The 21,538-nt window shown below is 71.1% G+C and carries 14 protein-coding genes, 5 tRNA genes and 1 other RNA gene; 4 read left to right on the top strand and 16 right to left on the bottom strand.

Going from position 1 to position 21,538, the window contains the following annotated elements; all coding sequences use genetic code 11:
* Positions 1 to 111 precede the first annotated feature (111 nt).
* Both mglA and mglB read right to left on the bottom strand, forming a co-directional pair.
* Positions 112 to 699 (bottom strand): gliding-motility regulator Ras-like GTPase MglA, encoded by a 588-nt coding sequence (gene mglA, locus G4D85_RS00655; RefSeq protein WP_015347803.1) that lies wholly within the window; start codon positions 697 to 699, stop codon positions 112 to 114.
* 11 nt (positions 700 to 710) lie between these two features.
* Positions 711 to 1,190, bottom strand: coding sequence for a gliding-motility regulator GTPase-activating protein MglB (gene mglB / locus G4D85_RS00650; RefSeq protein WP_002637270.1), 480 nt, complete (start codon positions 1,188 to 1,190; stop codon positions 711 to 713).
* A 355-nt stretch (positions 1,191 to 1,545) separates the two neighbouring features.
* Between mglB and G4D85_RS00645 the strand changes: the two genes are divergently transcribed.
* From G4D85_RS00645 to G4D85_RS00635, 3 genes are read left to right on the top strand one after another with little or no spacing between them, the layout of a single operon-like run.
* A complete protein-coding gene (locus G4D85_RS00645) occupies positions 1,546 to 3,030 on the top strand; it encodes an MSCRAMM family protein (protein ID WP_240358991.1) in 1,485 nt (494 codons plus the stop codon).
* Positions 3,027 to 5,006, top strand: coding sequence for a FecR family protein (locus G4D85_RS00640; RefSeq protein WP_164006877.1), 1,980 nt, complete (start codon positions 3,027 to 3,029; stop codon positions 5,004 to 5,006). The genes G4D85_RS00645 and G4D85_RS00640 overlap by 4 nt, the downstream gene beginning before the upstream one ends.
* Before the next feature lie 2 nt (positions 5,007 to 5,008).
* Positions 5,009 to 6,967 (top strand): protein kinase domain-containing protein, encoded by a 1,959-nt coding sequence (locus tag G4D85_RS00635; RefSeq protein WP_164006875.1) that lies wholly within the window; start codon positions 5,009 to 5,011, stop codon positions 6,965 to 6,967.
* 29 nt (positions 6,968 to 6,996) lie between these two features.
* On the opposite strand, the gene recR is transcribed toward G4D85_RS00635, so the two are convergent.
* From recR to G4D85_RS00610, 5 genes are all read right to left on the bottom strand, one after another.
* Positions 6,997 to 7,590, bottom strand: a complete 594-nt coding sequence (gene recR, locus G4D85_RS00630; protein ID WP_164006873.1) for a recombination mediator RecR — start codon at positions 7,588 to 7,590, stop codon at positions 6,997 to 6,999.
* Positions 7,591 to 7,596: 6 nt separating this feature from the next.
* Positions 7,597 to 7,914, bottom strand: a complete 318-nt coding sequence (locus G4D85_RS00625) for a YbaB/EbfC family nucleoid-associated protein (RefSeq protein ID WP_164006871.1) — start codon at positions 7,912 to 7,914, stop codon at positions 7,597 to 7,599.
* Between the two features lie 91 nt (positions 7,915 to 8,005).
* A complete protein-coding gene (locus G4D85_RS00620) occupies positions 8,006 to 9,445 on the bottom strand; it encodes a DNA polymerase III subunit gamma/tau (protein ID WP_205525370.1) in 1,440 nt (479 codons plus the stop codon).
* Between the two features lie 172 nt (positions 9,446 to 9,617).
* On the bottom strand, positions 9,618 to 10,832 hold the full coding sequence (gene dnaX / locus G4D85_RS00615) for a DNA polymerase III subunit gamma/tau (RefSeq protein ID WP_164008988.1): 1,215 nt from the start codon (positions 10,830 to 10,832) through the stop codon (positions 9,618 to 9,620).
* 70 nt (positions 10,833 to 10,902) lie between these two features.
* Positions 10,903 to 12,441, bottom strand: a complete 1,539-nt coding sequence (locus tag G4D85_RS00610; RefSeq protein WP_164006869.1) for a phytoene desaturase family protein — start codon at positions 12,439 to 12,441, stop codon at positions 10,903 to 10,905.
* A gap of 116 nt (positions 12,442 to 12,557) precedes the next feature.
* Between G4D85_RS00610 and G4D85_RS00605 the strand changes: the two genes are divergently transcribed.
* Positions 12,558 to 14,018 (top strand): glycosyltransferase family protein, encoded by a 1,461-nt coding sequence (locus tag G4D85_RS00605; RefSeq protein WP_420821686.1) that lies wholly within the window; start codon positions 12,558 to 12,560, stop codon positions 14,016 to 14,018.
* 75 nt (positions 14,019 to 14,093) lie between these two features.
* Here G4D85_RS00605 and ffs read toward each other — a convergent pair.
* The 9 genes from ffs to G4D85_RS00560 form a co-directional block, all read right to left on the bottom strand.
* Positions 14,094 to 14,186: signal recognition particle sRNA small type (ffs, locus tag G4D85_RS00600), an RNA gene on the bottom strand.
* Positions 14,187 to 14,216: 30 nt separating this feature from the next.
* Positions 14,217 to 14,303 (bottom strand) — tRNA-Ser (locus G4D85_RS00595).
* A 12-nt stretch (positions 14,304 to 14,315) separates the two neighbouring features.
* A tRNA-Ser gene (locus G4D85_RS00590) sits at positions 14,316 to 14,402 on the bottom strand.
* A 5-nt stretch (positions 14,403 to 14,407) separates the two neighbouring features.
* Entirely contained in the window at positions 14,408 to 14,875 is a 468-nt protein-coding gene (tadA, locus tag G4D85_RS00585) for a tRNA adenosine(34) deaminase TadA (protein WP_164006866.1), read from the bottom strand.
* Positions 14,876 to 14,895: 20 nt separating this feature from the next.
* Positions 14,896 to 14,972, bottom strand: a tRNA-Arg gene (locus G4D85_RS00580).
* A 29-nt stretch (positions 14,973 to 15,001) separates the two neighbouring features.
* Positions 15,002 to 15,091: transfer RNA gene (locus G4D85_RS00575), tRNA-Ser, on the bottom strand.
* A 42-nt stretch (positions 15,092 to 15,133) separates the two neighbouring features.
* Positions 15,134 to 15,220 (bottom strand) — tRNA-Ser (locus G4D85_RS00570).
* 94 nt (positions 15,221 to 15,314) lie between these two features.
* Positions 15,315 to 16,595, bottom strand: coding sequence for a serine--tRNA ligase (gene serS, locus G4D85_RS00565; protein ID WP_164006864.1), 1,281 nt, complete (start codon positions 16,593 to 16,595; stop codon positions 15,315 to 15,317).
* A gap of 134 nt (positions 16,596 to 16,729) precedes the next feature.
* On the bottom strand, positions 16,730 to 21,376 hold the full coding sequence (locus tag G4D85_RS00560; RefSeq protein ID WP_164006862.1) for a tetratricopeptide repeat protein: 4,647 nt from the start codon (positions 21,374 to 21,376) through the stop codon (positions 16,730 to 16,732).
* Between the last annotated feature and the right edge of the window lie 162 nt (positions 21,377 to 21,538).

The raw sequence follows: 21,538 nt of genomic DNA, 5'->3' as shown, positions 1-21,538 counted from the left end.
CCTCAACAAGCTGGACGGCCCGACCCGACGGTACGGGGTCATAGCACCCTTCCCCTCGGGCCGTCTTGTCACGACCGGTGCGAGCAGCCTGCGCCCGCCCGGAGGCTTGCTTCAGCCGCCCTTCTTGAGCTCCGTGAGGACCAGCTTCGCCACGGCCTTGAGGGTGTCGAACACGCCGACGCCCGTGGGAGCCACGGCCTGGTACTCGGGGATGTTGCGCGGGTTGAGCGCCTTGCGCATCTCCTCGACCGTCACCGCGTTGGGCAGATCCCGCTTGTTGTACTGGACCACGTACGGAATCTTGTTCAGGTCGTAGCCCTGCTCGGCGAGGTTCACACGGAGGTTCTCAATCGACTCCATGTTGGCCTCCATGCGCTCGATCTGACTGTCGGCGACGAAGACCACGCCGTCCACGCCCTTGAGGATGAGCTTGCGGCTGGCGTCGTAGAAGACCTGACCGGGCACCGTGTACAGGTGGAAGCGGGTCTTGAAGCCGCGAATCTCTCCGAGCGACAGCGGGAGGAAGTCGAAGAAGAGCGTGCGGTCCGTCTCCGTGGAGAGGGAGATGAGCTTGCCCTTCGTCTCGGCGGCGGTCTTGTTGTAGATGTACTGGAGGTTGGTCGTCTTCCCGCAGAGACCGGGGCCGTAATAGACAATCTTGCAGTTGATTTCGCGGGATGAGTAGTTGATGAAGGACATGGCTTCCCGGCTTACTCGCTGAAGAGGTTGTCGATATCGTCGTCGGAGATCTCGGCGAAGGGCGACCCGGCTCCCGGACTGTCGGTCTTCTTCACCAGGCTCTCGAAGATCTTCGTGAGCTCGTCGCTGGCCTTCTTGATGCGAAGGCGGACGAGACCCAGGCTGGTGCGGTTGTCGAAGATGACGACCAGCACCACCCGGCTGCCGACGATGGTCATGTAGAGCGAGTCCTTCGCGCCCTCATGGAACTGGTTGGGGAACTCGTTCTCACCGATCAGCTTGGCGAGTCCGCCCATCGCGGCCACGTTGCCGGCCGTCAGCGAGGCCAGCGAGGTGGTGTCGATGTTCTGCGTCTGACCGGCCGAGGAGATGAGCTGCCCGTTCTTGTCGACGAGGAAGACCACCTTCGCGTTCGCGTCCTTGGTCAACCGGTCGCAAACGGCGTTGATCTTGGTGAACTCCTCTTCGTACATCACCAGTTGCGTGCCCATGGGCGTATGCGCTCCTCAGCGTTCGCTCGCCCCGCTCACGGCGGCGCTCCGATTGTTTCTGGAGTGAATCCCGGAGGTTAGACGAGGCGTCACCGACCGTGAGGATGCTTAGCAAAGCATATCCACTCCAGCAAGAAGCCATCCGCTTCCCCGAGCAGGTTCGGAGGCCGTCCCCATGCCGCCCGGTCGGCCTGTAGGGGGGAGGGGCGTGTGGGCACGGGGGTTCCGGGCCCTTTCGGGGACCTCGGGTGCCCCGGGGTTGGGAGCCTTCGCGGCTTTCTCTATACTCGGCCGGGCTTTGCATCCCCCCGTTCCCCTTCATCCCTTCCTGGCGCGCCTGGCGCTGGTGCTCCTCGTGCTGGCCTCCCCGCTGTCCGCCCGGGCGGAGCAGGTGGCCGAGCACGCCACGCTGCGCCTGCGCTACGGCATGGCCCTGCGGAACGGGCAGCAGTCGGATGTAGGGCCGGGGCTCACCTATGAGGGGCTCACGCCGAACGACCTGGCGGCGGTGGGCACGGGGTGGGTGGGGCCGTGGCTGGGCGCGTGGGCGGGCGTGCAGCGCGAGGCGTTCGATTTGAAGGAGGGCGCGCTGCGGATCACCGGCGGCAGCCTGCTGCGCGCGTCGGTGGGCCCTCGGGCGCGCCTGTTCCTCGGGCCGGTGCGGGCGGAGGTGGGCGCGGGGTACGGCTTCGCGCAGCTGCCGCTCTTCGGAAGCTCGTCGGAGCCGGTGCTGGCGCGGGGCGTGCGGCACGCGGCGCTGGTGAGCGGGCGCTTGTTGGTGCCGCTGTTCGCGGGGCTGAAGCTGGAGGCACGCGGCGAGCTGCCGGTGACGCTGGCGGCGAGAGATGCGTCGGGCACGGAGGCGGAGGCGACGGGCTTCTCGGCGGGAGGCGCGCTGCTGGTGCCGCTGAAGAGCGCGGCGCGGTGGGGCGGCACGCTGGTGCTGGACTTCCAGCACGTGCAGGACACGGTGACGCTGGCGGACGGGACGCGCTCGGAGCAGCGGCTGCGCCGGGTGGGCGCGGCGCTGGAGTTCTCCTGGAATGACTCCGCGCCCGTGGCGCCACCACCGCCTCCGGCGCGCGTGCCGGCGGGGTCGCTGTCGGTGCGGGTGCTGGACGCGGAGTCGGGCGCGCCGCTGCCGGGCGCGCGGGTGGTGCTGGGCGACGTGGAGCGCGTGGCGGACGCCCAGGGCCTCGTGGAGGCGGAGCTGCCCCCGGGCGAGGTGGCCGCGCGGGTGAGCGCGGAGGGCTATGCGCCCGGCGAGGCACGGGCCACCGTGGAGGACGGCGGGCGCGCGGCGCTGGAGGTGCGTGCGCAAAAGCTTCCTCCGCCCACGGGCGCGCTGCGGGTGACGGTGGTGAACTCGCAGACGGGCGTGCCGCTGCCGGGCGTGCGCGTGGCGGTGGGCGCGAGGGAGGTGCGCACGGACATGATGGGGCAGGCGCGGGTGAAGGACCTGGCGCCAGGGCCGGTGGCGGTGACGGTGAAGTCCCCGGGCTTCCGTCCGGCGGAGGAGGCGGCCATCGTCGTCGCGGGGCAGGAGGCGGCGCTGTCGGTGCCGCTCGCGTCGGAGCGCAAGAGCGGCCCGGCCACCCTCACCGGACAGGTGCGCAGCACGCGGGGCGGCAAGCCGCTGGCGGCCACGCTCCGCATTCCCCTGGCGAAGGTGCGCACGCGAGCGGACACGAAGGGCGCCTTCAACGTCCGGGTGAAGGGCGGCACCTACCGCATCACCATCTCCGCCCCCGGGCACCTGTCGCAGACGAAGAGCGTCAAGCTGCGTGACGGCGAGCAGGCCATCTTCAACGTCGATCTCTTCCCGAGGCAGAAACGGTGAGCTTCCCGCGCCCCTGGTTCCTGGCCCTCCTGCTCCTCGCCTCGGGGTGCGACGAGGACGCGGCCACGCCGCCAGCGACGCCGCCCGTGGCCGCCGCCCCCACGCCCGACGCGGGCCCGGGGGCGGAGCTGGGGCGCCTGGAGGGCCTGTCCGGCGAGGTGCGGCTGGAGCGCGGGGGCACGCCAGTCCCCGCCGCCGAAGGGCCTCTGTATGAAGGTGACGCGGTGGAGACGGGCGTCGGAGGCGCGGCCACGGTGCGCTTCCCGGATGGGCGCTCGGTGGAGGTGGGCCCGGACGCACGCTTCGCCATGGGGAAGGACTCGGGCGGCATCGTCATGCAGGTGGAGCGCGGCATCGTCCTGTCGCGCGTGCCCGCGGTGCCGCGCGCCGGGAGCGCGGGGACGAAGGTGACGCTGAGCATCCTCACGCCCTTCGGTCTCACCCGCGTGGGCTCGGATGCGCCCAGCGAGGTGCGCGTGGCGGTGGCGGAGGACGCGGGCAGCGTGGAGGTGCGGCTGGGCGCCATCGAGTTCGTGGGCAAGGACGGTCAGCAGCTCCGCGCCACGGAGGGCGAGTCCGTGGCGGTGGCGGGTGGCAAGGTGGAGGTGGTGCGCGCGCCGCGCGTGGTGGAGCTGGCGCCGATTCCGGTGACGGTGCGCCTGGGCGCGGGCCGCGCGGAGGTGCGTCCCCAGGGGACGGTGCGCTGGCGGCCGGTGAAGAAGCAGGGCGAGGTGCTGGCGCCGGGAGACGGCGTGCGCACGCGTCCTGGCGGCACGGCGGTGCTGGCGCTGGAGGGCTCGTCCTCCGTGCTGTCGCTGGGCTCGGGCACGGAGCTGGTGCTGGAGTCGGCGGGGCAGGGCGGCAACACGGACGAGGCGCGGGTGGACCTGCGGCAGGGCGGGCTGGGACTCCAGCTGGCGCCGGGCCGCACCAGCCGCGTGGTGCTGCCGGGGCTGAGTCTGGAGGGCAACGGCGCGGCGGGGGTGGAGGTGCGGCGCACGGCGGGTGGCTACCTCGTGGACGCCTTCACCGGGCAGGTGACGCTGGTGCGAGGCGCGTCGAGGCAGCCCCTGCGCGCGGGCGAGCGCGCCAGGCTGGAGGGCGAGTCGGGCACCGCCCGCGTGGAGCCGCTCTCGCAGGCGGCGCTGGTCCTGGGGCCGGGCGCCGGCGCGGAGGTGTTCCACCAGGGGCTGTCCGAGGTGGCACTCACCTGGGAGGGCGAGGGTGAGGCGGTGGTGGAGGTGGCGCTGGATGCCGGCTTCACGCGCCCGGTGGTGGCGGGGACGGTGTTCCAGCCCTTCGTCAACGTGTCGGCGCCCTCGCGCGGCGTGCTCCACTGGCGGGTGCGCCGCAAGGACGGGACGGAGGTGGCGAAGGGCAGCGCGGCCTTCGCGCCGGAGCGCCTGTCGCGCGACCTGGACCGGGTGCGCAACGTGGTGCCGGAGGGGCCGGAGAAGACGACCATCTTCTACCAGGACAAGCCTCCGGCCGTGACTTTCACCTATGGCGAGGAGGCCTCGGCGGCGAGCTACCGCGTGGCGGTGTACCGCGTGGGCGCGCTGGGCACGCCGGTGGCGGAGCGCACCGTTCCGGACACGCGCGCCGCGCTGGACGCGGGGGCGCTGGGAGAGGGCAGCTACCTGTGGTCCGTCACGCCGTTGTCGGCCTCGGGAGCACAGCTGAAGGGCGGGCGGATGAACAAGCTGGAGCTGGTCTACGACAACTCGGTGCCGATGCTGGTGGTGACGTCGCCTCGCAACGGCACGCGGGCCGGGGACAAGGTGCGGGCCACCGGGGTGGCGCCGGTGGACGCCCGCCTGTCCATCAATGGACGTCCGGTGCCGCTGGATGGCAAACACCGCTTCAGCACATGGGTGGAGCCGTTGGGCACACCCCCGCTGCTGGTGTTTAAGATGAGCCGACCCGGTGCCCCGGAGGTGTACACGGTGCGCACCCTGAGACAGCGAGGGCCGTGAGGATGGTTCCCCCCCAGACGACCCGACCCGTTCCCGAGGTCGCCGCCCCACCCCTGCTCCGCCCCTATGGCCAGTACGTGCTGGTGCGGAAGCTGGCCGAGGGCGGCATGGCGGAAATCTTCCTGGCCAAGCTGCTGGGCGCCGACAACTTCGAGCGCAACGTCGTCATCAAGCGCATGTTGCCGCACCTGTCGAACATCCCCGACTTCGTGGAGATGTTCCGCGACGAGGCGCGGCTGGCGGCGAAGCTGTCCCACCCCAACATCGTGCAGATTCAGGAGCTCGGCTTCACCGAGGGCTGCTACTACATCTGCATGGAGTACCTCGCGGGCGAGGACTTCTCCACGACGCTGCGGGTGGCGGGACGGCGGCGGCAGTACGTGCCCTTCCCCGTGGTGCTGCGGGTGCTCATCGACGCGGCGCAGGGGCTGCACTACGCCCACGAGTTCTGCAACGAGTCCGGGCAGCCGCTGAACATCGTCCACCGCGACATCTCTCCCTCCAACCTGTACCTGACGTACCAGGGGCAGGTGAAGGTGCTGGACTTCGGCATCGCCAAGGCCGAGTCCAGGCTCGCCAACACGCGCACCGGCGTGGTGAAGGGCAAGTACATGTACATGGCGCCGGAGCAGGCGCAGGGGAAGGAGGTGGACCGGCGCGCGGACGTCTTCGCGCTGGGAGTGAGCCTGTACGAGGCGCTCACCCACGTGCGGCCCTTCTCGCGGGACAACGACCTGGCGGTGCTCAACGCGCTGCTGCAGGGCGACTTCAAGCGCCCGCGCGAGCTGCGGGCGGACCTGCCCGAGGAGCTGGAGGCCATCATCCTCAAGGCCATGGCCTACAAGCCCGAGGAGCGCTACCCCACCGCGGAGGCGTTCGCGGAGGCGCTGGAGGCGTTCCTCGGGGAGAACCTGAGCTCCGCTGGCACCTCGCACCTGGGCGCCTTCCTGCGCGGCCACTTCGGCGAGGAGCGCGTCACCGAGCGCACCCGCATCCCCACGCTGGCCACCCTCACCGCCACGCACGGCACGGAGGGCTCGCCCGTGCAGGCGCCGGGGATGGAGAAGCCGCCGACGAACGTGTACGGCGGCCAGAATCCCCAGGGCGCGGAGGCCGCGGTGGCCCAGGGGCCGATGAGGCCGGCCCAGGCTCCTGCCGTGCATGCCGTTAGTGGCGAGGCGGCCGGGTCGCGGGTGTCCGCCACGTCCGCCCCCTCCGGTGCCCGGCGCTGGCGCAATATCGCCATCGGGCTCGCGGGAGGGCTGCTGCTCGCCGGTGCGGCCGTCGTCGGCTACACCACCGTGCGGAAGGTCGAGGCGTCTCCGTCCATCGTCCACACGCCCGTGGAAGAGGTGAGGGGACAGGGCACCCCGACTCCCGTGGCGGTGACTGGGACGGCCTCGCCGGCCGGAAGCGCTCCGGACGGTGCGGCGCCTGCCGTGGCCACGGGCAGCGCGCCCGAGGTCGGCGCGATGGCCGCGGAGCCTGGGACTCCGGCTCCCACGGGCGTCGCGGGAGCGGCGGCCACCGACGCGCAGGTGGGAACTCCGGCTCCCTCGGGCGCCGCGGGGATGGTGGCTACTGCCGCGTCAGCGGGCTCGGACTCGACAGAGGAGGTCGCGGTGCCGACCGGCAAGTCCATTCCGGAGCCGCGCACCTCCGCGAAGAAGCTGGTGACGCTGGGCATCGACGACATCCAGCGGGTGGTGTCGCGCGGGCGGGCCCGCATCACCTCGTGCTTCGAGCGCTTCAAGGCGGACCTGCCGTCGACGCAGGGCGAGGTGCAGGTGCAGCTCACCATCGCCTCGTCGGGCAAGGTGCAGGCGGGGACGCGAGGGCCACTGGCCTCGTCGGGCGTGGGCCGCTGCCTGGAGACGCAGACGGAGCGGCTGCGCTTCCCGGCCCACAGGGACCAGGAAGTGACGGTGGTGATGCCCTTCTCGTGGCGGGTGACGCAGTAGCGGCGCCGGAGTCCGGCGCCGCACGCGGGCTACATGTCGCGGCGGGCGGACAGCGCCTTCGCCAGCGTGGCCTGGTCCGCGAACTCCAGGTCTCCGCCCATGGGCAGGCCCTGGGCGATGCGGGTGACGCGCAGGCCCATGGGCTTGAGCAGGCGCGTGAGGTAGAGCGCGGTGGCCTCGCCCTCGACGTCCGGGTTGGTGGCGACGATGAGCTCCTCCACCCGGCTGTCGTTGAGCCGCTCCAGCAACTCCTTGATGCGGAGCTGCTCCGGGCCCACGCCTTCCAGCGGTGACAGCACGCCGTGCAGGACGTGGTAGCGGCCCTTGAACTCGCGGGTGCGCTCCAGCGCCATCAGGTCGGAGTACGTCTCCACCACGCAGAGCACGCGCTCGTCGCGGCGGGAGTCCCGGCAGAAGCCACACGTCTCCGTGTCGGTGAGGGAGAAACAGCGCACGCACAGGTGCACCTTCTCCTTCACCTCACGGATGGCCTGGGACAGGTCCGAGGCGTACTCGCCGGGCGCCCGCAGGATGTGGAACGCGAGGCGCTGGGCGGTCTTCTCGCCAATGCCCGGCAGCTTCGCGAGCTGGGCGACAAGTCGATTCAGCGGGTCGGGAGTCATCCGGTATCAGGTAACGCCGGGGATCTTGATGCCGCCGGAGATTTTCGCGAGCTCGCGCTGCATGTGCTGACGGCTGCTCGTCAGGGCAGCGTTCACCGCGGCGGTGATGAGGTCCTCGAGCATCGACGTGTCGTTGGGGTCGATGGCGGACTTGTCGATCTTGATGCTGCGGATCTCCTGGATGCCGTTGGCGACCACGGTGACGCGGCCTTCGCCGGCCTTGGCCTCGACGGTCTCCTCCGCCAGCTGCTGCTTCCGCTCTTCAATCTTCTCCGTCAGCTTGTTCGCCTGCCGGATGAAGTAGTTCAGGTCGACGCCAGGCATGTGCTTCCTCGGTACTCGTGGGAGCGGGCGCCGTCATTGGGCCCGCCCGGGCGTTGAGAGAGGCGCACCCTACCGTTGCTCGCGGTGGTTGTCAGGCGCTGTCGTCCGGGGTGTCGGCCGTCGGGACGGCCGATGGGCGCTCGGGCTCGTAGACCTGGATGTGCTCGATTTCGCCTCCCAGGAACTTGAGCACCGCGCGGACGGCGGGGTGGCCGCGAACCTTGCCCTCCGTGCTCTTCTCGTGGTTGGAGCGGCTCTGGGCGTCCTGCTCGGCGATGCTCAGCGTGGCCCGGGTGTCGTCCGCGGTGATGTCCTGGAAGGACAGCTTCACCGGCCGGCCGAAGTGCTCGGCCAGGGCCTTGTCGATGACGGCCTTGCCGGCGGCGGCGGACACCGTCATCCGGTGGAGGCCGGCCGTGGGGAGGTAGCCCAGGATGATTTCCCCCGCCTTCATGGACATGAGGCGCCCGTTGGCCAGCGCCGTCCCGTGACGGAGGGACGTGCCCTTCAGGGTCTCCACCGCCGCCCGCCACCGGTCGATGAGGGGCAGGTTGGGGTTGTCCCGGCTCCGCGCGACTGGGGCCGGCGCCGCGGCGGGCTCTGGCTCCGGTTCAGGCTCGAGGTCCGGTGCGGACGGAGCGACGGGGGCGCGGGTGACGGGCGCCGCGGGCGGAGCAGGCGCGAAGGCGCGCGGGGCCCCAGCGGGTGGGGCGGAGGCGGGGGCGCGTGCGGCGGTGGGGAGCCCATTGCCGGACGTGGGTGCATGGGCAGCGCCGGCCACGGGGGCGGACGCGAGCGCGGCGGGCGTGGCGGCCAGGGAACCGGGCGTGGACCCGAGGGACGCGGGCGCAGCCGTTATAGGGCCGGACTCGGATGGGAGGCTGGCGGGGGCGGACGCGAGCGCGGCGGACGCTGTGGCCACGGAGCCGAGTGCTGGCTCGAAGATGGCGGGAGCATGCACGGTGGCCGTGTCAGCGACAGGCGTCGCGGCGACGGAGTCGAGCGCGGACTCGGCGGCGTCGGGGATGCACTCGCCGGAGGCACAGCCCTCGGGCGAAGCCTCCTCCGGGTAGTAGCGCGAATCGTCGTCCTCTCCGTAGTCCGAGGGCTCGGAAGGCCCCGATGGCTCCGGCTTGCGCACGTTGGTGACGCGGACCGTGGGCGCGGGCTCGGTGGTTCGCGACAGCGGCGTGGCTCCGGCCGGAGCCTGTGGTGGCACCGCGGGAGCCGCGGGCTGGGCGGCTCCGCCCTTGCGGAGGAAGGAGAGCGGGCGAGCGGCCGACGGCGGCAACCCGTCCATGAGCGGGCCGGAGGGCACCAGGTCCTCGGCGGCGTAGGCGGGGACGGCCGAGGGCGACGCGGCCGCCATCGCGGTGGCGCCAGCGCCTCCACCGTTGCGCAGGAACGACAGCGGACGCGCGGCCGAAGGCGGCAGGTCGTCCATGATGGGCCCGGTCGGAGCCATGGGGGGCATGACCGGAATGGCCGTTCCCGAGCGCATCGGCTCGGCGAAGCGCTGTGCCTCGGCCATGTGTGGAGCTTCGCCGTAGCGCGGCGCGGCTTCCGACGCCCGCATCGGCTCAGCGTGCCGTGGGGCTTCGGCGGTGTGCGGGGCTTCGGCGTAGCGCACGGGCTCCGCCGAGCGCATCGGCTCTACCTGTCGCAGGGGCTCCGCGGCGCGCGGAGGTGCGTCGTGCCGGGACTCAGGCGCGAAAGTTCGTGGGACTGGAGCGACCTCCCGGCGCTCCAGCGGTGTTCTTGGCGTTGCCGTCCGTCGGGGACAGTCCGGCCGCGAGCTTGTCCACGCGAGCGAGCAGCTCCGGGATGGAGCCGCCCGGCGACAGCTGGATGGCCTTGAGCAGGGCCATCTCCAGCGCGAGCCTCGGCTGGGCCGCGCGCGACACGTCCCACACGCAGCCGTGCACCACGTCGAAGAGGCGCGTGAGCTGCGCGGTCTCCGCTTCCTTCGCCAGCGCGATGAGCGCCTTCTGCTCGGACTCGGCCAGCTCGTCCGGGGCCTGGTTCAGCGTCTTGGTGACGAAGAGGTGCCGCAGCTGCAGGGCCAGCTCCTCCGCCAGCCGCTTCAGGTCCAGGCCCCGGTTGAAGACCTCCTCCACGCGCTCCAGGATGCGCTTCGCGTCCTTGCGCACCAGCGCCTCGGCGAAGTCCTGCACCATCGTGCGGTCGATGGCGCCCAGCGCCTCGGCCACGTCCTCGTCCGAGGCGTTGGCCCCACACGAGGCGAGAATCTGGTCCAGGAGGCTGAGCGCGTCGCGCATGCCTCCCTCGGACTGACGCACCACCAGGGACAGCGAGCGGTCGGAGATGCCGGCCCCCTCTGCCTTGCAGATCTCCTGGAGCCGCTGGAGCATCCGCGCCGCCGGAATCCGCCGGAAGTTGTGGCGCTGGCAGCGCGAGAGGATGGTGTCCGGGAGCTTGTGCGCCTCGGTGGTCGCGAAGATGAACTTCACGTGCCCGGGCGGCTCCTCCAGCGTCTTGAGCAGCGCGTTGAACGCCGCCCCCGACAGCATGTGGACCTCGTCGATGATGTAGATCTTGTGCCTGTCCCGCTGCGGCAGGTACTTGGCGTTCTCGCGAATCTCGCGGACGTTCTCCACGCCGTTGTTGGAGGCACCGTCGATCTCCGCCACGTCCACGCTGGTGCCGGCGGCAATCTCCGTGCAGGCGCGGCACTCGCCACACGGGTTCGCCGTGGGGCCCTTCTCGCAGTTGAGCGCCTTGGCGAGCAGGCGGGCGGCCGTCGTCTTGCCCACCCCACGCGGACCGCAGAACAGGTACGCGTGGGCGACCCGGTCCATCTTGATGGCGTTCGCGACCGTCCGGACGACGTGCTCCTGTCCGGTCATGTCATCGAATTTCTGCGGACGCCATTTACGCGCGAGGACGAGGTAGCTCATGGGGTTGGTCATCTAAACACGACGGCGTGAATGATCCATCTCGCGGCCTGCCCACCAGGTGGGATTGTACTCAGCGTCCGAGCGCCTGTAGCACCACGCCGGCCGCGTTGTGTCCGGCCGCGCCGATGACGCTGCCCGCGGGGTGGCACCCGGCGCTACAGAAGTAGAGCCCCTGGACCGGCGTCTCGTAGGGCAGCCGGTCGGTGAAGCCCAGCTTGTTGTCCACATGATGGATGTGGCCCCCGGTGATGCCGAAGTGCTTCTCGATTTTCGGGGGCGTGAGGGTGAAGGTCTCCTGCACCAGGTCGCTGGTGCCGGGGGCGAAGCGGTCGCAGATGGACAGGAGCTTTTGCACGTAGCGCGACTCCTCCTTCTCCCACGTGGTGCCCTTGAGCTCGTAGGGCACCCACTCCACGAAGAGGGCCGAGTTGTGGTGCCCCTCGGCATCGCGCAGCGACGGGTCCACCGTGGTGTGGATGTACCACTCGATGGAGGGGAACTCCGACAGCCGCCCCTCCTGCGTGTCCTTGTAGGCGCGCGCCAGCGCCCCGAGCACGTCGTCCTCCTGCGGCAGCAGGTGGATGGTGGGGCCGAACTGGCCGCGGTCCTGGGGGAGGCAGGTGAAGGTGGGCAGGTCCTTGAGGCAGAGGTTCACCTTCAGCGTGGTGCCCGGTGTCGCCATGGCGTCCACCTTCGCCCGGTAGTCCGCGGGCAGCGCCGCCGAGTCCACCAGCTTCAGCGTGCGGAAGGGGTCGCCGTTGGACACCACCACGGAAGCGTTCACCTCCTCGCCATTCGCCAGCACCACGCCCTTCACCACGCCCCGGTCCACGCGCACGGAGGCCACCTTCGCGCCGGTGCGAATCTGCGCGCCGTACTTCCGCGCGACGTTGGCGATGGACTGGGTGACGGTGCCCATGCCGCCGCCGACAATCATCCACGTGCCGCCGCTGCCGGGCAGCCGGCACATGTTGTGGACGAGCAGATTCATGCCCGTGCCGGGCGTGTCATAGCCGCCGTCCAGGCCGGAGAAGGCGTCCGTCACCGCGTACATGGCCTTCACGAAGTCGGACTTGAAGCCGAAGCGCTCCAGGTACTCGCGCGCGGTGCCCCGGCACAGCCGCACGAAGTGCTGGCGCAGGGCAGGGCGGACGAAGCGCTCGGCGGTCTCCTCAATCGACACGGGAGACTGGAGCCACGTCGGAGCGATGTCGTCGCGCAGCGCGGCCAGCTCGGCGTTCATCGCCTGGTTGGCCTCCCAGTCCGCCTGGGAGAAGAACTCGAGGAACTGGCGCTTCAGCTCCCGCTCGTCCGAGCCGAACAGCAGGTAGCGCTTGCCGGTGGTGGGCAGGAAGTAATGCGGGTCCCTCCGCTTGAGGGGCAGGTCCAGCTCCAGCTCGCGCAGCAGCTCCGGCGGCATCAGCCCCAGGAGGTACGCGCCGGTGGACACGCCCAGCTTCGGCGCGGTGCGGAAGGGGTACTCCGTGCGGCAGGCGCCGCCAATCACGTCCTTCTCCTCCAGGACGGTGACAGAGAGCCCCCTGCGCGCCAGCAGCGCCGCTGTCACGAGTCCATTGTGGCCCGCGCCCACCACGATGACGTCCGGCATGTCGTCTCCTCCTCCTGCTGCTGGGTTTCCTGCGTTCCTACCCGAGCGGAGGGCAGGCGGACAAACGCAACGCACCTTGCGCCCGGGCTCCGGGGCGGGGAGAGTCCTCCGCGCCCGTGTCCGCGCCCGCACCCCAGCTCCCGGCCTTCGCCGTTCCCGACTCAACACCCGAGCCGACTCCGGACGTGCCCGGTGCCGCGCCGCGCAACGGCCGGCGCTGGCCCGTCCTCCTGCTGCCGCTGGTGGCGCTGCTGCCGGCCGTCATCGCCGTGCTGCAGCTGGGCCGCATCCACCCGGACGAGGTGTATCAGGCGCTGGAGCCGGCCTGGTGGCGCGTCCACGGCTACGGCGTGCTGGCCTGGGAGTGGAAGGACGGCATCCGCAACTGGGCCGTGCCCGGAGTGCTGGCCGGCTTCCTCAAGCTGGCGGACCTGCTCGGAATCACGCATCCCCAGGGATACCGGGCGGTGGTGGCCATTCCCCAGGCGGCCCTGCACGCCTGGAGTCTCTGGGCCGCGTACCGCTTCGCCTCGCGCCGCGCGGGCCCGGCGGGTGGGTGGCTGGCCGCCCTCCTGGTGGGCCTGTACGGGCCGGTGCTCGTCTTCGCGGGGCGCACGCTGGGAGAGTCCATCTCCGCGTCCTTCCTCGTCGTGGCCATGGAGGCGCTGGACAGGCGCGAGCGCCCGGTCCGCGCGGGCCTCGTCGGCGGCATGGCCCTGGGGCTGGCGGTGGTGGCGCGCTACCCCTCCGCCATCTTCGTCCTCGCCGCGCTGGTGTGGCTGGTGGGCGCGCGCCGCTGGCGGCTGCTGGCCTTCACCTGCGCGGGCGGGCTGGCGGTGGCGGCGGGACTGGGCGCCCTGGATTGGGCCACCTGGGGCTCTCCCTTCCACTCGTTCATCGCCTACGCGCGCTTCAACGTCTTCTCCGGGGAGGCCGCGGCCCGCTTCGGCTCCTCGTCCCCTGGCTTCTACGCGCGACCGCTCCTCTCCGCCGTGCCCCTCTGGGCGGGGGCCGCGGCGGTCGTGGGCCTCGCCTCCCTGCGCCAGCGGCGCGTGCTGTCCCTGCCGCTGTGGTGCGCGGCCGTGTACACCGGAGTGCTGCTGGCCACCGCGCACAAGGAGGAGCGCTTCCTCTATCCCGGCCTGGTGCTGGCCGTGCTGGCCGCCGCGCCGCCGGTGGCCGTCTTCATCACCACTCGGGCCCAGCCCTTCCTCCGGTGGGGCCTCGCCGCGCTCGCCGTGGGAGCGGGCCTGCAGGTGGCCGCCGACTACCCGTCGGGCGACCTGCGGGCGGACCAGTTCCGCGCCATCGTCGCCGCCACCGAAGGGGGAGGGGCTCGCGGCCTGCTCATCGTCAACGAGGGGCTGTGGGGCGCCGGCGGCTTCTTCTACCTGGGCCAGCAGATTCCCTGGCTCACCTGCGACTGGCCGCATGACGGCGCCTTCCAGCACGCCATGCGGGACAGGAACTTCAACCGCGCCGTCACCTTCGAGGACCGGGCCCTCACGGAGCTCCAGGCCGCCGGCTTCCGCGTGGCGCGCAGAATCGGCCGCGAGACACTCCTCGTCCGCGAGTAGCCGCGGACGGCCCGAGCGAGGGCCTGCCCGCAAAGGCGAAGAGCCAGCACCCTGAGACAGGGTGCCGGCTCCTCACAAGAAACGGCCGGGACACACGCGGAAGTACGCTACCGTTGCTTCCTTCCGGACCTGGCGGGGTTCGCGCCCCCACGTTGTCCCGACCACAAAGTCTGTAACAACCTACTGCTGAAACAACAACGGAGAGGGTGGGATTCGAACCCACGATACCCTTTCAGATATACACGCGTTCCAGGCGTGCGCCTTCAACCGCTCGGCCACCTCTCCATAAGTCTGGAGCGGAGAGCGTAGGATTCGAACCTACGGTACCGTTACCGGTACGCCTGATTTCGAGTCAGGTGCCTTCGACCACTCGGCCAGCTCTCCAGTATTCAGTTTTCACGTTTCCTCGCGCGCAGGCGCTCGAAGAACGTCTTCAAAAGCAGGCGGCTTTCGTCCGCCAGGATGCCACTTGTCACCTGGAGCCGGTGGTTATGCCGGGGCTCCTCGGCCAGATTGTAGAGCGAGCCTACCGCGCCTGCCTTGGGGTCCGAGGCTCCAAAGACGAGCCGTGTCACCCGGGACTGCACCAGCGCTCCAGCGCACATCGCGCACGGCTCCAGCGTCACGTACAGGGTGACGCCTGAGAGTCGCCACACTCCCAGCTTCCTGGCCGCGGCATCCATGGCCAGCATCTCTGCGTGAGCGAGCGGGTGTCGGTCCACCTCGCGGCGGTTGAAGCCGGTGCCAATGACGTTTCCGTCAAACACCGCAACCGCACCGACGGGGACCTCTCCGAGTTCCGCGGCTTCCCGCGCGAGCGCAAGCGCCTGCTGCATGAAAGCTTCGTCGTCACTCATGGAGACTGGCTCGAAAGAAGTGGCGCTCCCTGGAGGATTCGAACCTCCGGCCTTCGGATTCGTAGTCCGACGCTCTATCCAGCTGAGCTAAGGGAGCATTTCTTCCGGCGCTGCTACTACAACAAGTGGCGGAGAGAGAGGGATTCGAACCCTCGATACCCTTTCGAGTATGCAGGTTTAGCAAACCTGTGCCTTCAGCCTCTCGGCCATCTCTCCAGCTTTTTTCTGTCAAAGAACCGCAAAACTCAAGCACAAAATCGGAGGCGGTAGGATTCGAACCTACGGAGAGCTTGCACCCTCTGCGGTTTTCAAGACCGCTGCCTTCAGCCGCTCGGCCACGCCTCCATGCTTCAGAGCCGGCGGAGTCCCTTGGTCCGACGGCGACCGTGGGGCCGCCCTTCTACCTTATTCGGGGCCCGTTGCAAGCCGGATTCAAGGCTCAAAGTGGCTTCAGCTCCTTCAGCCCCCCCATGTACGGCCACAACGCCTCCGGGATGGCCACGCTTCCGTCCTCGCGCTGGTAGTTCTCCAGGATGGCGATGCTCGTACGCCCCACCGCCAGGCCGCTTCCGTTGAGCGTGTGGACGAGCTGGGGCTTGTCCCCCTTCTGGGCCCGGAACCGGATCTTCGCCCGACGGGCCTGGAAGTCGCCGCAGTCCGAGCAGGAGGAAATCTCGCGGTAGCTGTCCTGGCCGGGCAGCCAGACCTCGATGTCGTACGTCTTGCGGGCGCCGAAGCCCATGTCTCCGGTGCACAGCAGCATGACGCGGTGGTGCAGTCCCAGTCGACGGAGGATGTCGCAAGCGTCGTCCGTCATCGTCTCCAGCTCGTCCAGGCTCTTCTCCGGCGGGGAGAACTTCACCAGCTCCACCTTGTGGAACTGGTGCTGGCGGATGAGGCCGCGCGTGTCCTTGCCCGCCGAGCCGGCCTCGGCCCGGAAGCACGGGCTGAAGGCGCAGTAGCGCAGGGGGAGCTGCTCGCCCTCGAGGATTTCGTCCGAGTGGTAGTTGGTGACGGGCACTTCCGCCGTGGGGATGAGGAAGCGCTCCGGCTCCCCCAGCGTCTTGAAGGCGTCGTCCTCGAACTTCGGCAGCTGCCCGGTGCCCATCATCGTCTCGCGCAGCACCAGGTAGGGCGGGAGCATCTCCAGGTAGCCCTTCTGGGAGTGCACGTCGATCATGAACGTGACGAGCGCCCGCTCCAGCCGCGCCAGCGCGCCCTTGTAGAAGGCGAAGCGGCTGCCGGACACCTTGGCGGCGCGCTCGAAGTCGAGCATGCCCAGCTTCTCGCCCAGCTCGAAGTGCTGCTTGGGCGTGAAGAGGAGGTTGGGCTTCTCGCCCCAGGTGCGCACCTGGACGTTGTCCTCGGCGCCGGCGCCCACGGGCACCGACTCGTGCGGCACGTTGGGGATGAGCAGGAGGATGCGGCTGAGCTCCTCCTCCACTTCCTTGAGGCGGGCCTCCTTCTCCTTGATGTCCTGGGAGACGGCGCGGAGGTCGCCGCGCAGCGCGTCCAGCGCCTTGGGGTCCTCCTTCGCCTTGCGCTTCATCTCCTCGTTGGCCGCGTTCCGCCGGGCGGACAGCGACTCCATGGAGACGTACAGCTCGCGCCGCTCGGCGAAGAGGCGCTGGAAGGGGCCCAGGTCCAGGCTGCCGCCCCGCGTCTTCAGGCGGGCGACAACGGCATCGAAGTTCTGCGCAACGTTCCGGAGGTCCAGCATGGGGCGCCTTGTAGTCACCCCGGGTGGGGGCCAGCAAGGTTCCTCGCACCCGGGCTGCTCAGGGGCGGACGCCCCGGCCCCTTCCGGCCTGACGCCGGCCGGGGCCCTGGCCCCGGCCGGACGCCCGCTCCGGACTAGTTCTGCAGGTCGTAGATTTCGTCCTCGATGTCCTTCTTGTCCGTCGCGTCGGGCTTGCGGGAGAGGTAGTCCTTGAACGCCTGGACGGCCTCGCGGCGCTTGTTGCGCTCCTTATAGGCGTAGCCCAGGTAGTAGTAGGACATCGGGTTCTCCGGCTCGACGGAGGTGGCCTTGCGGTACCAGTCGATGGCCTTGGCGTACTGGGCCTGCTCGGTGAAGGCGCGGGCGACCTTGTAATAGACGTAGGTCAGCTTCGGGTCCTCCTTGAGCGCCGTCTGGTAGCGCCTCACGGCGTCGTTCCAGCGCGCGGCGCTGAAGTACGCATCGCCGATGGAGCCCAGCACCCGGGTGCGGCGCGGGTCGGCCTTCAGGCTGGCCTCGAAGGAGGTGATGGCCTCCTCGAACTCGCCGCCCTCCAGCAGGGCATGGCCGAGCGCCTCGTGGGCGTCCGCGTTCTTCGCGTCCAGTTCCACGGCCTTGCGCCACTCCGCCATGGCGTCCGGCAGGTTCTTGGCGTCCCGCAGGATGACGCCATAGGCGTAGTGGTAGTCCGGCCGCGTGGGCGCGCGCTCCACCGCCTTGCGCATGTTGTCCACGGCGCCGGTGAACTCCAGCCGCTTCGCCTTGACGAGCCCCAGGTAGTAGAGCGCCTCGTGGTTGGAGGGCTCGTTGCTCAGCGCCAGGCCAAGGTTGCTCTCCGCGCCGGCCAGGTCGCCCTTCTCCAGCAGCACCGCGCCCAGGGTAATCGGCGTGGTGGTGGAGCGGGGGTCCTCCACCTTGGCCTTCTCCAGCTCGGTGACGGCCTCGTCGAGCTGGCCCAGCCGCCACAGGACGATGCCACGCTGCAACCGGCCGTCCTTCAAGAGATGGGGGTCCAGCTCCAGGGCGCGGTTGGCCTCGGACTTCGCCTTCTCCAAATCACCGGACAGCAGCGCCACGCGCGACAGGCCCAGGTGGGCGTCGGCGAGGTTGGGGTCCAGCTGCACGGCCCGCTCGAACTCCTGCTGGCCCAGCAGCGCATTGTTCTCCGCCAGGGCCAGCTCGCCCAGGCCGGAACGCACGCCGGGGTGGTCCGGCGCCTTGGACGCCGCCAGCTCCAGCTGCGTGCGGGCCTCCGCGTTGCGGCGCTGGCGCAGGTAGAAGCGGCCCAGGTAGAGGCTGGCCTCCACCAGCTTGTCGTCCGCGGCGATGGCGCGCTTGTAGTGGCCCTCGGCCTCGGTGACCTTGTCGAGCGCATCCTCGATGCGGCCGTAGAGGTAGGCAATGCGCGCCTCGCTGGGGAAGCGCTCGTTGGCCTTCTGCACGGCGTCCAGCGCGGCCTGCATCTTCCCCGTCATCACCATCGCGGTGATGTGGCCGTCCGCGTACTCCAGATTCTCGGGCTCCTTGGTGGCCAACTGCTCGTAGAGCGCCAGCGCGCCGTCGTAGTTGCGCTGGGCGCGCAGCACGCGGGCGAGCTGGGCCTTGGTGAAGGCGGACTCGGGGTCCTTCTCCAGCGCGGCCTTCAGCTCGGCCTCGGCCTCCTTCGGCTTGTGCTGCTGGAAGAGGGCCACGCCCTTGAGTCCGCGGGCGCGGGCGAGCTCCGCCGGGCCCAGCGCGGACTGGACGTCTTCCGCCAGGGCGCGGTCCACGGCCTGGGCGCCCTTGTCTCCGTCCTTGCGCACCAGCAGCTCCACCGCGGCCAGCTCCACCGCGGAGGCGGCGTGCTTCGGGTCGGCCTCCAGCGCCGCGGCGTACGCGGCGGCGGCCTCGTCCGCGCGGCCCGCTGTCTGGTGCAGGTTGCCCAGGGCGTGGTGCGCCTTGGCGGACTTCGCGTCACGCGCCAGAATCTTGGTCAGCGTCTCGAGGGCGCGGGCGTCGTCGCGCTTCTGCGAATAGGCCTCGGCCAGCAGGAAGGCCAGCTCCAGGTCTCCCTGGTGGGCCTCGCGGCTGTACGCATCCGTGAGCGCCGCGAGCACCGTGTCCGGCTGGCGGCTGGTGAGGGCCATGGCCGCGGCGGCCTTGACGACGTCCACGTCCTTCTGGCCGAGCAGCTCGATGTCCGGCATCGCAATACGGCAGCGCCCCATCTCGTTCGGGTCCGCGGCGGAGTAGCGGCGCTGGAGGTAGTGCACGGACTGGCACCACAGGGAGCGCACCGCGGGGTACTCGCCCTGCTGGAGCGCCTGGGTGCTGAGGGCGTGCGCCTGCTTGTAGCTGGCGAAGGTGTCCTGGAGCAGCGCCTGGCGCGCGTCCTCCACCTGCTTCGCCAGGGGCGAGCCGGCGGCGACGCGGGCGGGGAAGAGGGCGCGGCGGCCGAAGGCGCCGTAGCGCGAGCCGAACTCCATGCCCGCGCCGATGCCCAGAATCACCACGCCGACCCCGGCGGCCACCATCAAGGGGATGCGCTTCTTCCACTTCTCCGTGGCGCCGCTGCGGTCCACCACGGCCACGCCGGCCATGCGGCCCTCGTACAGCTGCTCCAGCCGCCTCATGTTGTCCTGCGGCGCGGCGTCGGCGCGGGGCGCCTCGGCGGTGACCGTGGCCGGCGCCGCGGTGGGGGACACCATCTTGCTGGCCGGGCCCTCCATCAGCCGCTGGATGGCGGCGGCGAAGGTGGGAATCGTGCCGATGGGCGACCAGCTCTCCGAGTCCGTGGAGACGTCCTCGTTGCCGAGCAGCTGTCCGTCCTCCAGCATCTTGACGATGACGCCCTCGTCGAACGGGCCGAACACCTTGCCCGAGCGGCGGCGGACGTGGAAGCGGCGCACCTTGGCGCCGGCCTGGGCGCCCGCGTCCTTGCCGGCGGCGTCGTCGATGAACGACAGCATCTCCAGGCCGTCCGCGGGGCCCGCGTTGGGCGGCGGGGGCAGCGGGTCGGAGAGGTCCGCCTCCAGGTCGTCGCCGGGCCTCGCGGTGGGGTCGAACTCGAGCGCGTCGGGGATGCCGGCCGAGGCGGACGGGGGCGGCGAGCCGAAGTCCACGTCACCGAAGTCCACCGTCGGGTTGACGGGGGCGGACGGGGGCGGCGGGTCGGCGAAGTCGAGGTTGAAGTCCGGTGCGGGCGCGGCCGACGGAGCGGCCGAGAAGTCCACGGCGAACGGATCCGCGCCGGGGGCGGCCGGCGCGTCGGCGAAGTCGAAGGACAGGTCCTGCGGCGGCGCGGCCGGGGCAGGCAGGTCCGAGAAGTCCATGGCCTGCGCCTGGGGCGCGGCTGGGGAGGGCAGGTCGGAGTAGTCCATCGCCCCCGACATCGGCGGCGGCGGCAGCGCGAACGGATTCTCCCCCGCGGGGGCCGGCAGCTCGCCGAAGTCGAACGAGGGCGCGCCCGCGTCCGGCGGCGGGGGCAGGGCGAACGGGTCGTCCGCGCCCATGGGCGGCAGCGCGTACGCGTCGGGTGGGGGCGGCAGGGCGAAGGCGTCCGCCTCGGGCGCGTAGGCGTCCGGCGGCGGGGGCAGGGCGAACGGGTCATCCGCGCCCATGGGCGGCTGCGCGTAGGCGTCCGGCGGCGGGGGCAGGGCGAACGGGTCCGCCTCGGCCGGGGCGGCGCCGAAGTCGATGCCCTCTCCACGGTTGGGAGTGGGCGGCATGGCGTAGGCCTGGGCCTCGCCGCTCTGGGACTCGATGTCGAAGGCGAAGGGGTCCGCCGGGGGCGCGGCCTGTGCGGGGACGGGCAGCGAATCGTCGGAGAAGTCGAAGTCGCGCGCGGTGCCGGGCTCCACGGGGGCGCTGAAGCCCTCGGAGGCCACCTCCAGCGGCTGCGGCTCCTCGGAGAAGTCGAAGTCGCGGGCGGTACCTCGCACCTCGTCGGTGGTGCCGTAGGCCGGCGGCGCGGCGGGCGGCGGCGGCTCGCGGTACGCGTCGCTGGGCAGCGGGATGCGGACGACGCGCGTCACGTCCCGGTTCTCGGGCGCGGGCGCGGGGCTGTCGTCGTACTCGCTGAACGCGTCCATCGGCGAGGCCGCGCCCGGCAGGGGAATGGCCTCGGCCCGGGGCGCCGCCACGCCCGGCAGCGGAATGGCGGCGGGCGCCTCGAAGGATGCACCGTCATCGAAGCTGAACGGGTCCGCCTCGGGCGCGGCGCCCGGCAGGGGAATGGCTTCGGGGGCGGCGCCGAGCGGGATGGCGGCGGCCCTCGGCGCGGCACCCGGCAGGGGGATGGCCGCCGACTGCGGCGCGCTCCCCGGCAAGGGGATGGCCTGCGAGGAGGGGGCGGCACCCGGCAGGGGAATGGCGGCGGACTGCGGCGCGGCGGCGCCCGGCAGCGGAATGGCGGCGGCCCGGGGCGCGGCGGCGCCGGGTAGGGGAATCGCGCCCGCGTCCAGGGGGATGGCCCCGGCGGAGGGCGCGGCGCCCGGCAGCGGGATGGCGGCGGAGGCGCCGTCATCGAAGCTGAACGCGTCCGCGTCCGGCGCGGCGCCCGGCAGCGGAATGGCCTCTGAGGACGGCGCGGCGCCCGGCAGGGGGATGGCGGCGGCCTGCGGCGCGGCGCCCGGCAGGGGAATGGCGGCCTGCGGCGCGGACGGCGCCGGTGCGCTCACCGCTTCGAGCTTGATGGGAAAGGTCGTCTGGCACCGGGCGCACTTGAGCTTCGCGCCGCCGGGCGGGATCCGCTTGTCATCGATGTTGTAGTTCGTCTGGCAAGACGGGCAGGAGACTTTCATGGGTTTCCTTCGACGGGACCGACAGGCGCGAGTGCTCGCGAGCAGGCATCGGAGCGCCTTCGCGGTGCGCGCAGGGTAGCAGAGCCGTTTCCAGCCCGGAAAGAACGCGCACGCGATGCCGCAATGCCCCCTCCCTTGGCTTCCCGAGCGGGCAGGCGAGGG

This window comes from Pyxidicoccus trucidator (assembly GCF_010894435.1).
Lineage (GTDB): Bacteria > Myxococcota > Myxococcia > Myxococcales > Myxococcaceae > Myxococcus > Myxococcus trucidator.
The sequence above is the reverse complement of the archived record's forward strand: the minus strand, read 5'-3'. Positions and strand labels throughout refer to the sequence as shown.